Source organism: Niastella sp. sgz303648, from assembly GCF_059587045.1.
The window spans coordinates 14,487-27,867 of the sequence record NZ_JCAPSW010000004.1 but is presented as its reverse complement, the minus strand read 5'-3'; the positions used below and the strand labels follow the sequence as shown (position 1 = coordinate 27,867).

The following is a 13,381-nucleotide window of genomic DNA, read 5'->3' as shown; positions in this document are numbered from 1 at the left end:
ATTAGATGCCTATGAATTACAGAGACAACCTTCATAAAAATGCGCACCCTTATTTATTTGAGTTTGCTAAAGGATTGAGGGCCAGGGGTACGGAGGCAGAAGAAGTATTATGGCATAAGGTAAGAGGAAGACAGGTAATGGGCATGAAATTTAGAAGGCAACATCCTGTTGATAATTATATAGCTGATTTTTATTGTCATGAAAAGAAACTTATAATTGAATTGGATGGAAGTATTCATGATAGTATAGAACAGCAGGACGCTGATACCGCAAGAACCATGGAATTAAATAAATTGGAGATTACGGTTATCCGGATCAGAAACGAAGATATTATTAATAACATTGATTTTGTGATAAGAAAAATAATAGAAGCAGCAGAAAAATTGTAATTTATTGTTGAGAAAGTCTTCTGTTGCTAAATGAGTTAGTACAAAAGATCATAATTAAATAAAAGCCTGACCTCCCTCTCCCTAAAGGAGAGGGACCGAGGGTGAGGGGTATGTTCACCACCGCCGAAAAATCAAATACTACCCGTGTAAACCGGCAACAACAAACAGCCGGTACTACCTTCTTCCGAAAGGCAGGTGGAGAAGATTCTTTTTTTGGTCCAACACAACAACCTTCATTTTTCAATGCAGCCGTACAGCTTAAATTAACGGTGAGCAGTCCTGATGACCCGCAGGAAAAAGAGGCGGATACGGTAGCCGATCAGGTTATGCGTATGCCCGACCCGGTAAGTGCACCGGCTGATAACAATGCAGATGATTCGGTTCAACGAAAAGAAGGACCAGCTTTCAACGCACCTGTGGTAAGTCGCATGGTGCAATGTAAACAGCAATCTCTGCAGGCAAAATCATTTGCTGTAATTAATCGAAGCGGTTTCGGTGATTACGATTCGGGTAGCGATAGCAACACAACACATCTTTCATTATATCCTTCAGACGTTCTGCAAAGAAGCGGCCGGGGCCCGCCCGCCGGCTCCATGCAGTTTGAGCAATCGCTTTCCTCATCGAAAGGTGGTGGCAGCGCATTGCCCGATAACACCCGTCAATATATGGAGAGCCGCTTTAATGCCGACTTCAGCGGCGTACGTATACATACAGGCAGTTATGCCCAAAGTCTGAGCACGCAAATTCATGCACAGGCTTTCACGCATGGCAATGATATTTATTTTAACCACGGCAAGTATGCGCCGCATACTTCCGGCGGTGGTTTGTTGCTTGCCCATGAATTAACGCATACAATTCAGCAGGGCGCCAGCAAATCGAATGCTGCGTCCAATGCAAATACTTCCGTTGCCCGCAAACCGGTTATTCAGCGCAGCTTTGGCGCACCGGTTGCTCAGTTAGACAATGCCATTCAACATGCCAAAAGCCAGGAAGGAAAAATAAATGCCGGTAAAGAAGGGCCCGATGGTTACAGAACCGGATGGGAACAATTACTGGAAATATTTAAAAGCACCTTTGGCGAAGATAAGATCGTGAGCGGCAGTGGCGGTACCGCTGTGCCCGGCACCGTAAGTGAAATGGATATTAAGAAAAAGCGCACGGCCACAGGCGCTGAAGTAGTTGATCCGGCCAATACCGATCGCACCATGACGGGCAACCGCGATGCCATGCCCAGCTGGTGCGGTATTTTCGTATTCTGGGCACTCAATAAGAGCGGCGTGCCCATGCCCAAATGGAAACTGGGACAAAACGTATTAAAACGGGAAGCACTTAACCCACCGGGTTATATTCCAAAACCCGGCGACATTGCGTGGAGAAGCGCCTATTCGCATTTTGCCATTGTTGAAAGTGTGTCGGGCGATACCGTACGCACTGTGAATGGTAATACATCCGGGGAAGACAATCTCGGCGGACAGGTGCAGAGTCGCGAACATCCTATCAGCAACTGGACGGCCTTCTTTAATCCGCTGGCGACCATGGAAGGTACACTGGGCAGTGGGGAAGGACCTGTTAATGAACGGCCCAAAACGTTGAGTGAACTGCGTAAGGAATTGTTCAATGTAAACAGGAAAGAAGACGGTGAGCATGAAGACGTACCGGATAATGGCGGTGAATCCATTCAACCCAAATCAGAACTCAGTGCATGGAGTGTAGATGGCCAGGGTCAGATACAGACCGGTCATCAAACTTCAGACAACATAAATAATAATTCAGTACAGGCGAAAAACGAAGAGCATGGGGAAGAAGACGATCAGCAAACTTCGGTTCAGCCATCTGTTTTACAAAAACAACACGACACAGGCATTTATTGTAAAGAAGAAGCAGGCGATGCCAGTGAAAGTTACATTCAACCGAAATATGATGATCCTGCAATTACCGATGATGCCGGAAGTTCTTTGAGCGAAACCATTAACCCGGCAACAGAAACCATACAGGCCGCGCAAAGCCGCGGGCCTCCGGTAATTGCGCGAAGTGAAGAGCAGGTGCAACGTTCGGTGATCGATGATGCCTTGTCGTACATAGGTTCCGTGACCGATTGTATCAGTCTTGATATCGATGTTGCCAAAGCATGTGCCCTTCGCAAAGCACAGGAAGTGGCATTGCACATACCCGGCTACAGGGCATTGCGCGTGGTGCTTGGTCGCGACCCGATCACCGGCGATGGCATTGAACGCAACGGACGCAACTTTATTGAAGCCGCGTTCGACATCATGCCCGGCGGACGGTTGTTGCATCAGAAGCTCGATGAGCAACACCAGCTTGATGCCGCTGCCGCATGGATCGATGAACAGATTGCTACTATTGAAAGTCTGGTAAACGGACTGTTCAGTGAAATAGAAACATTCTGGAATCACCTTGGAGTAACCGACCTCGGATCGCCCATGCAGGTATTGCGCAATGCAGCCAATATTGTACTGGGCTTTATTGACCGGGTTATTGATTTTGCTATTGATGCGGCCAAAGAATTGCTTGAAATGATCAAGCAATGGTTGCTCAGTAAGATAGTTGACTTTATAAAAGAGCACACCACGGCCTATCCGTTGCTGCGGGTTATTTTGGGCAAGGACCCTGTAACCGAAGAAGAAGTGCCCACCAATGGCACCAATATCTTAAATGCATTGCTTGAGTTAGGTGGAGAAGAAGGTATAAAGCAGCGCACGCAAATGCAGCAAACGGGCACCTTCCAAAAGGCGGTTGACTTTATTGATGAAGGCATCAGTTTGTTCAGCCGCACCTATGATGAAATGCTCCAGGCGTTCCACAACATCTGGAACATAGTAACCATAGATAGTTTGATGGACCCGGTTGGCACCTTTAACCAGATATACAATCAGTTTGCCGGACCCATTGGCCGGGTGCTGGATTTTGTAATAAGAGTAGGCGCCGAAATATTGAAGTTCATTAAGGAAGTGCTGATGCAGCGCCTCAGCAACTGGGCCAAAGAACAACGTGGGTATGAACTGGTAACGGTAATAATAGGAAAAGATCCGTTTACCGATGAAGTGGTGCCACGCAATGTTGAGAACCTTATTAAAGGGTTCATGAGTTTGATGGAAGGCGGCCGCGAACAGTTCAACCAGTTAAAAGAAAGCGGCGCTATTGATCGAACGGTTGCCAAAGTGAACGCAGCTGTGGCGCGATTGAATATGACGCCCGCTTACATTGTGCAGTTGTTTATCGATCTGTGGAATTCGTTCAGTTTAAGTGATCTCGCCAATCCGATCGCGGCCTTCCAGCGCATCATTGAACGGTTTGGCGAACCGATAGGGCGGCTGATTGCATTTGTGATCGAGATCGTAAAGATCGTGATCGAAGCGATTTTGATCGTGATGAACTTCCCCTTCGATCTCATCAACAACATCATCACAAAAGCCATGCAGGCTTTTGAAATGATCAAACGCGATCCCGTTGGATTTTTAAAGAACCTGCTGCGCGCCATCAAGCAGGGTTTTATACAGTTCTTTGATAATATTCTGCAACACTTATTAACCGGGTTAGTGGGCTGGCTCACCAGCGAATTGCGCGATGCAGGTGTGCCTGAGTTTACCGATACATCACTACGTGGTATCATCAGTTGGGTATTGCAGGTGCTGGGCATCAGCATGGAAAAAATATGGGAAAAGCTGGCAGCGCATCCACGCATCGGGCCGCAACGGGTGGCACGTATTCGAAGCATGATCAACACGCTCGAAGGTATCTGGACTTTTATACGTGATGTGCAGGAGCGTGGTATGGCGGCCATTTGGGATAAGATACAGGAACAGCTCAGCAATTTGTGGAATACCATTTTGGATGCAGTGAAGAACTGGATCATGGAACAGATCGTAAACCGGATGGTTACCCGCTTGCTCAGTATGCTCGACCCAACAGGTATTATGGCCGTGGTAAACAGCGCCATTGCCTTGTACAGCGCCATACAGTCGTTCATCAGGTACCTGCGCGAAATGCTTGAAATAGTGAACAGCTTTGTAGAAGGTGTGGTAGATATCGCCAGCGGTAATATCACTACAGCGGCCAATTACCTCGAGCGCACACTGGCAAGAGCAGTACCCATAATAATCGGTTTTCTCGCCAACCAGGTAGGCTTAAGCGGTATCGGCCGGCGCGTAGGTGAAATGATCGGCCGCGCACAGCAAATGGTAGACGAAGCATTGACATGGCTGGTGAACCGGGCGGTGGATACGGGATTTGCGTTGCTGGATAGGGTGATGGGAAGAGCCCAACCCGGCGAACAGCCTTCGCCACAGGCAGGGGCCGGTACATTCGAAAGACCCCTGAGTTTCGGAAGAGAAGGGCATACAATAAAAGTGCGAACAGAGGGTAATTTGGAAATTTTAATGGCCAGTAATGAATATGTTGAATTGCATGCACAGCTTACACAACTCAGAAGGGTATATGTTGAACCAAATGAACAGGGGCAGGGCGGACATTTGGCAAGGACTAACCAGGATGAAGCCCGAAGAACCTTAGATGAAAAATTGCGAGCAATTTTTGCAAAGAAGAGAGAATTATTAACTGCAGCCGATAGAGAAAGAAATAACACACAACGAAGAGATGAAATTTTAAACAATGGCATCGACGAATTAAAAGGTATGGTTGAAGATATGAGTAATTTCATGTTAGATACTTTTAGTATAGCTTTTGGCGGTGCAACGGATATCGCAGTTAATGATATAATATTTGTCAGGGGGCCTGATATGGGGTATAAAGTAATTTCGATTAGGGAAATACAAAATGGGCATTTTGGATTATGGGCCGAATCACTGGATAGAACCGATAGAAAGTTTTTAAATTACGAAGATCATAGTAATACCTGGAGAAAAGCACCCTCAAATGCGCCACCTTTTTATGCCGGATTTAGCGGAGCGGCAGGCTCAGGCACACGAACATCAACCAATGTTCAAAAGACCAGCCCGCGTGGAGGAGATCCAACGCATGATCCGCCTGGTTATGGAGGAATTTATAATAGAAGAGGGCATTTGGTAGCTAACATGTTTGGAGGCCCGGGTGACTCAAGGAATATTGTAGCTATGACTTTTAATGCCAACCAAACAAATGCCGGTATGCGATCGATAGAAGATGATGTAAACGGGGAAATACAAAAAGGTGCAGTCTTCGTTTATAAAGCTACACCCGATTATAGCGGTAAAAACTGGCAAACAGATCCTCCGGTAGGCGTTAATGTAGTCGCAGATGAAGTATGGCCAAATCCTCATCCTTCAAGATTTTTCAAAAATGTTAGTAATGTTTAAATACAATTTATGAAACCATCATTCACACGCCGTTACCGCCGCAGAAGCAAGCCTGCCAAAAGCGAAGGGGCCTTCTTCAAAAAAGAAACCCATTCTGAACAAAGCTTTTTTGGCGATGCCGCCCAGGATGCATTTTTTCAGCCCGCCGTTTCGAATGCACCCTCGCAGGCAGTACAACGTAAATGTGGATCCTGTGAAAAGGAAGAAAAGCAGGTACAGCGTATGGAAGATAAAAAGGAAGAAGACAAAAAATTGCAACGTGCAGCCGATAAAAAAGAAGACGATGATAAGAAGCTAATGCGTGCGCCGGAAAAAAAAGAAGAAGACGATAAAAAATTGCAACGTGCAGCCGATAAAAAAGAAGATGATGATAAGAAGCTAATGCGTGCGCCGGAGAAAAAAGAAGAAGACGATAAAAAATTGCAACGCGCTGCCGATAAAAAAGAAGAAGATGATAAAAAGCTAATGCGGGCGCCGGAGAAAAAGGAGGAAGACGATAAAAAACTACAGCGTGCAGCGGATAAGAAGGAAGAAGATGATAAAAAGCTCATGCGTGCAGAAGAAAAAAAGGAAGACGATAAAAAGATTCAGAAAAAAGAAGCCGGGGCTGGTTCTGGTTCCGGTGCATCAGTAAACAGCTATGTAAATACATTGGGTGGAAAAGGTAATGCCATGCCGCATGCCGAAAACCAATTCTTTGCTTCGCGCATGGGCTACGATTTCAGCAATGTAAAAATTCATACCGATAAAGAAGCCGCCGATTCGGCTAAAAGTGTAAATGCAAAAGCATACACCATCGGCAACCATATTGTGTTCAACGAAGGACAATATGACACCTCATCCGGCGAAGGAAAAAAATTGCTGGCGCATGAATTAACGCATGTAATGCAAAACAACCCTGAGCAGGTTTTTAGAAAGATTGATGTGCCGGCCATTGAAAAGAAATACGGAATAAAATTTTTAAAGGGCGATAAAGACTGGACCGATGCCGAAATGCAACATGTTATTAATGTATTGGGCAGATTATCAGAAAAGGAAATACCGGTATTGAAGGGATATGAATTTACCAGATGGAGTAGTGCCGGTAAACGCCTGGGCAGTAAGGATACGATTGTGGGGGATATGAAATCTACTGCAAATTGCTTTCATGAGTTTGGTGGTGAAAAGAACATCAGTAAGATCACTATGTTCGATAGCTGTTTTTCTGACCCCGAAGCCAAAAATGATCAGGCCTATGGTATAGATGCGGGCGAATTTAGGATGTTACACGAAATAGGACATGCTATGCAGAACGCCGAACTGCGACAGGCGCATCTTGAAGCCGGGAGCGCAGGTGATAAGGGTAAAGGCGATGCAACAGATAAAATAAAGAAAGTTGACGGGCGGTCGTTAAAAAAATTTGAGGAATTGATTAAAGGAAAGAAATCGCTTAATGATGCTGATAGTTCAGGTGTTGAACAATTTGCAGAAGCATTTGCCATTTACAAAGCAAATCCCGAAAAACTTAAATCACTAAACGCACCATTGTATAAATGGTTTAGTGAGAATGGTCAATTAGGTGATCCTGCTAAAAAGAAATAAATAATCTGTCTCACTTAAAACAAAATAAATTGCTATACCCCCTTCACAAACATAACGAGCCTTCAACGGCCATTGAAGCAGCGCTCAGCGATCTGCGGCAGCTGATCGTGCAGCGCATACAATCGTATTTCAAAGATCACCCGTTTCCGTTAGATAAATGGGTTGATGAAACCGGCGATGACTTCATAAGAAAGGATATAGCAAAACATCTTCCTGCCACTATAAATGCACATGAATGGATCACCCTGCTGCTGTCGATCGTTCCTCACGTGCAGCCCAATTTTTTTGAATCGATCATTACAGAACATCTGCCCAACGGAGGCGACTTTTCTGAATTTGGCGGCGTAAAAGGAAGTAACCACCGCAGCATTTTGCCAACCGGCGAAACCATTCAGTTCATGCTGGCCGGAGCTGATATTGAAAAAAGGTTGCAGGTACAATTATTATTTGGTGAAGATCATTTCTTTTATCGCAATGGTATTTTATGGCTTGAGCCGGTGAAAGAAGGTGAACCGGTTATGAGTGGCCGCATTGTAATGGGGCAGGACTGGGTTGATAAAATTTTGCTCGATAAAGAAACCGTTCCCCGCTTCGGGCTCGACTTCCCGGCCAAACGAATTACCACCAGTATGATCTGGGACGATGTAGTGCTCAATTCTCAAACAAGAGCTTATGTAAATGAAATAAGCAACTGGCTGCAGTTGCATCATTTGTTTAATGAAGATGAAAACCTGAAACGAAAGATAAAACCGGGATACCGCGTATTGTTTTATGGTCCTTCGGGTACCGGTAAAACGCTTACGGCAGCGGTGCTGGGTAAACAGTTTCATAAAGAGGTGTACCGCGTAGATCTGTCGCAGGTAGTATCGAAATACATTGGCGAAACCGAAAAGAACCTCGAAAGTGTGTTCAAAAAGGCCGAAACAAAAAACTGGATATTATTCTTTGATGAAGCCGATGCCCTATTTGGCAAACGCACCAATATGCAAAGCGCGCACGACAAATACGCCAATCAGGAAGTGAGTTACCTGTTACAACGGGTTGAAGATTATCCCGGGTTGCTGATATTGGCCACCAACTTCAAAAGTAACCTTGATGATGCATTTTTGCGTCGCTTTCATTCGCTCATTCATTTTCCCATGCCCAATTCATCGGAGCGTTTATTATTATGGCAACGCTCCATGCCATCTAATTTAAAACAGCATACCGATATAAAGCTCGAAGAGCTGGCCAAACAATACGAACTCAGCGGCGCTTCTATCTTAAACGCCGTTCAATATGCCGCCCTGCAAACCTATACCCGCAACGATGGTACTATTTGCCACAAAGATCTGCTCGATGGTATTCGCAAGGAGTATTTGAAAGAGGATAAATCTTTTTAAGCATTTTCGTTACGCATGCATATTCAGCCCGCCCACCTGGCGGGCTGTTTTGTTTATGTTAGCATAATAGTGGGATATTATTGGCTTTTATCTGCATACAAAAAATGTATGAAAAACATACGAACAAGGCTAATTTTACGGATTTAGTACGGTGAGGGTACGGTGATGGTGCGGATTTAAATCCCTTAAATATCTGATAATACTGCCTCTGCATACGTCCCTGCCGGGTAATAGCAATGAAACATAACAGAACCCCTTTATGTGTATAAATATTTGTCCATTAACGTGAGCTACCTGTTCTTTTTACCTGCTAAACAAGGTAACTTAGTCATGCTAAAACGAAATAGTGTAGTAGAAAGGCACCTTCTTCAAATGATAATTGATACAGTACTTCCCTCCGTACTTTGTATGATCAGTGTAAAGTTTTTGTTATGAACACTGCTGCTGAAAAGCAGTAGCAGACCATTTTTGCCCGATACAGTATTTGCCCGGTATTGGTAGTGTATTTTATTGCCCTTCATTTATAGGTGTTGCGTAAGACCCTGCATCTCCCGCCATGGCGGGATTCGCGTTCCTGATTTGTTTCGGATAAAACAAATGGCCGGCTTATCCGGAATATTAAAGGGGGTAAGCGAACATCTACTGAGTCCTGGCGTGCTTTTGCAGGAAATTTTTGCCTGACTTAATAACATTGCCCTTTTGGGTCATGGGATACGTATGCGCATACATGATATATAAATCTGTTTAATAATTAATCACAATTTTTAAAAACTCCAAACTATGAAACAGTTATTTTACTCTTGTCTTTTATTGTGTTTGGTGCGAAGCGTAAAGGCGCAAACACCGCCTGCCACCTGGCAGGAGCATTGGTTCGAGCACAATCAGTTGCTCACCCTTAAGTATTATGATAATGATGTGGCTATTTATTATGATGCCGATGTAAGCAGCTCGGTTACCTGGCCTTATGCTTATATGGGCGATGTATGGCGTTACACAAAAAGTGTGTATGGCAGCTTTGGCAGCGATCCGCATTTGTATTCCGTTTTGCATACTAACAAATACAGCGGCGGTCATCCGTCAACGTATTTCGATGCCAGTCACGATTATCATAATGTAACCGACGTTGGTCCTGGCCCCTGGACGAGCGGAACCGGTAACGATCTTGATATTAATACGCATGAAGTGTGCCATATTGTTGAAGGGGCCAGTAAAGGCATTAAAGGATCGCCCGCCTTTCCGATATGGGGCGACAGCAAATGGGCCGAAATATTTATTTACGATGTGTACCTCGGTTTAGGCCGTACCGCCGACGCTACCCGCTGGTACAACCTGATGCAAACCAGCACAGCCACTTTTCCTCATACAGACACGTACTGGTTCCGCGACTGGTTTTATCCCATATATCATAATTACGGTGGCACACAGGTGTTGAACCGCTTTTTTACAATGCTTGCCCAGTATTTTCCCAAAAGCGGCGGCAGCTATGCACGCGATATGAACTGGGGCGAGTTCATCCACTTCTGGAGCGGCGCTGCAGGTGTTAGTCTGAAACCCCTTGCCACCACCGCCTTCGGCTGGAGCACCGATTTCGAAACTCAGTTCAACCAGGCTCGTATTGATTTTCCTTTTGCCTATGGCACCGGTGTTAGCTATGTATATAAAGACTGTAATTATGGTGGATATGTAACGGCGTTAGGTGTTGGAGATTATACTTTAACGCAGCTGCAAAACATGGGCGTGCTCAACGACGACATTTCATCTTTAAAAGTTGGCAGCGGCTACCAGGTACAGGCTTTCTGGGATGATAATTTCTCAGGTTCTTCTATCACCATCACGGGCGATAATGACTGTTTGGTAGACGAAGGCTGGAACGACAAAATTTCTTCTTTGAAAGTTAGGGCAACCGGTACCGCAAGAGTAGCACAATCTGAACTGGTTGTTGGTGATAATAAGCTGACTATTTATCCTAATCCGGTTATCAATGAGTTGCGATTCAATTCAACAGTGCCCATGACAGGTGCGGTTGTAAGAATACTGGATATTTCGGGTCGCGAGGTGATCAACACAAAACCCGCAACCGGAAGCATCGATGTTTCTAAACTAAGCACCGGCGTGTATACATTACTATTTATTAAAAATGGAAAAATGCTAACGCAACGGTTCGTAAAATAATTCTCTTTAATTATAACCGCTGGCAGGGGAGGCGCATCTTTCGAATACGCTCAGGATTCAATGATAAATTCATCAGAAGATCCTGAGCGAGCCGAAGGACGCCTCTTCGCCGTTGCGGTAAAACCATCAAACGCTGTTATATGAAAAAGTTACAATCAATTATTATCAAAACGCTTCTTGTAACAGGAGCAGTAATTGCGGTAAATATTCCTTTGTTTGCAGGTTCGGGCATTTATGGCGGAGGACCTATTTATAAGAACAGGAGTTATTCGATCAGTGAGTTGAAAAATTCAGGCTTTACCTACGTGGTTGTATGGACCATTCACATCGATGCAAACGGTACCCTGAATTTTAATGCTGAATTTCCGCTGGTTCAAAATGGTTCCTATATTGGAGCAGCAACCTACCCCAATTTTGCCTCGGATATTGCTTCGCTGAAAGTGGCGCCCACCTCTATTACGCGGGTTGAGTTTTGTTTAAGCGCCTGGGGATCTTCGACCTTTACCAATATAAAAAACCTCATTGCATCGCAGGGCACTGGCTCAACCAGTATTTTGTACAAAAATTTTCAGGCCTTAAAAAATGCATTTCCTGCTGTAGATGCCATAGGGTTCGACGACGAAAGCACGTATGATGCCGGTTCTGCAACTTCATTTGCAGTTATGCTGGCCGACCTGGGATTTAAAGTGGCGCTTGTTCCCTATACCTCTTCTTCTTTCTGGACCACCGTGGCAACAAATACCAATAACCAGCGGCCGGGTACTATCGACAGGGTCGACCTTCAATGTTATTCGGGCGGTGCCGGTAATAATCCCTGCTCCTGGAATTTTGGCAGTGTGCCGGTGTATCCCGGATTATGGGATGCTGAAAAAACAACCAGCCAGGTTACCACTCAGTTAACTACCTGGAAAAATCAATGCAATATCAAAGGCGGCTTTATGTGGCTGTACGACGATTTTGATAATTCATCGGGCACTGCACAATACGCGGCTGCCATTAATAATGTATTTGCAGGAACAGGCACCACGGCAGCAACATTTTATAAAGATTGCAATTACGGTGGATCTGCAGTTGGGTTACCGGCCGGCAATTATACGTTATCGCAACTCATTGCACTCGGTATTGCTAATGATGATATTTCTTCTTTACAGGTGCAAAGCGGGTATACGGTTGTTTTGTATTGGGATGATAATTATCTCGGCGCCACGCTGACCAAAACAGCAAACGATGCCTGCCTGGTAGATGATGGCTGGAACGACAAAGTGTCTTCGATTAAAATCAGTGGTGCCGCGGTTGCGGCCAGTAGCGTACCGCTCATACGCGGTACTGTAACAAATGATTTTTCATTGTCGAATATGCCACAGCAAAATGAGCTGAAAATATTTTCACCGCACGATTTATCAGGCACGGTAATGCGCATTTACGATATTACCGGCCGGCAGATGTTAACGGTTCAACCGGTATCGAACCGTATTAATATATCAGGGCTTCGACCCGGTATGTATTTGCTGGTGTATACAAAAAATGGAAAGCAGGTAACACAGCGGTTTGTGAAGTAATTGATGTGTTTCTATGATTGGATGGTTTGATGATTAGATGGTTGTAAAACCCGCCGCTGAGACTTGTTTTGGAAAATCAGCCTTTTTGAATTTCGGTTATCAACAATCAAACCATCAGGCCATCCAACAATCAAACAGCTTTTTTTCTGTCGCATCGTAAATTTTTCCTATTATTGTTACAATGACGGCAGTATCAAAAGGAAAATTCAACAACCGGCAGGCTTTATTGTTATTAATACTGTTTGCCATGATGACGGTTGTATCGTATTATCTGTTCCTTCATGCATGGGTAAACAGGCATGTTCAGCTCGATATATTAATTGCAGCCACCAGCTTATCGTTATTTTTTCTGTTCATTCTTTTAATTGCCTTACAGGAGTTGAAGGTGGTTGATATTTACGAAGATCATTTAAAGGTGAAAAAAATATGGCGCTTTTCACCCGCGGTAATTAACAAAACCGATATCCAGCTTTATTCGATAGGCGCAAAAAGAAATATAAATTACATCATCATCAAAACCATCAATAAAGATATTATACTGCCCGAGCCGTTAATATCCAATAATACAGAGCTGTATCAACAATTGCAACGATGGAAGATCAAACGAAAAGCTGATATCCCGTTTAAAAGGCATTCGCCCATCGAAAACAAAGGGGCAGGGGTTGTGTTAATGGCGTCAGGTGCTTTTTTGCTTGGCTATACGATCAAAACTTTTATTGCTACGGGCCTTACATACGATGCCGGCAAGCTGATAACCGATAAAAAATGGAGCTTTCTCATAGCCGTTATAGGCATCACCTTTTTTGCGTACGGACTGAATTTGTACCGGCATCATAAGGCTAAGCCTTGATGTTTCGCGCAAAGGCCAAAGCCGCAAATATATTTGTTTGTGCCCACCCGGATGACCGGCCGGACGGGGTTTGAGGTTTATGCCCGCCCGGATGACCCGGTCGGACGGGGTTTGTAGTTGCTGCCGCGATTTGGGA

The 13,381-nt window shown here is 44.7% G+C and carries 7 protein-coding genes; all 7 read left to right on the top strand.

Features of this window, described 5'->3' with window-relative positions:
- The first annotated feature begins 11 nt into the window (after positions 1-11).
- The 7 genes from AC59IL_RS12810 (at position 12) to AC59IL_RS12780 (ending at position 13,245) form a co-directional block, all read left to right on the top strand.
- Positions 12-389 carry an endonuclease domain-containing protein gene (locus tag AC59IL_RS12810; RefSeq protein ID WP_496552533.1) on the top strand — a complete coding sequence of 126 codons (378 nt, stop codon included), beginning with the start codon at positions 12-14 and terminating at the stop codon, positions 387-389.
- Between the two features lie 110 nt (positions 390-499).
- Entirely contained in the window at positions 500-5,701 is a 5,202-nt protein-coding gene (locus AC59IL_RS12805; protein WP_496552532.1) for an eCIS core domain-containing protein, read from the top strand.
- Positions 5,702-5,710: 9 nt separating this feature from the next.
- On the top strand, positions 5,711-7,282 hold the full coding sequence (locus AC59IL_RS12800) for an eCIS core domain-containing protein (RefSeq protein ID WP_496552531.1): 1,572 nt from the start codon (positions 5,711-5,713) through the stop codon (positions 7,280-7,282).
- A 29-nt stretch (positions 7,283-7,311) separates the two neighbouring features.
- Entirely contained in the window at positions 7,312-8,664 is a 1,353-nt protein-coding gene (locus AC59IL_RS12795) for an ATP-binding protein (RefSeq protein WP_496552530.1), read from the top strand.
- Positions 8,665-9,444: 780 nt separating this feature from the next.
- Complete coding sequence (locus AC59IL_RS12790; RefSeq protein ID WP_496552529.1) at positions 9,445-10,836, top strand: T9SS type A sorting domain-containing protein; 1,392 nt, start codon at positions 9,445-9,447, stop codon at positions 10,834-10,836.
- A gap of 140 nt (positions 10,837-10,976) precedes the next feature.
- A complete protein-coding gene (locus AC59IL_RS12785; protein WP_496552528.1) occupies positions 10,977-12,395 on the top strand; it encodes a T9SS type A sorting domain-containing protein in 1,419 nt (472 codons plus the stop codon).
- 181 nt (positions 12,396-12,576) lie between these two features.
- Positions 12,577-13,245 (top strand): hypothetical protein, encoded by a 669-nt coding sequence (locus tag AC59IL_RS12780; protein ID WP_496552527.1) that lies wholly within the window; start codon positions 12,577-12,579, stop codon positions 13,243-13,245.
- Positions 13,246-13,381: the final 136 nt, after the last annotated feature.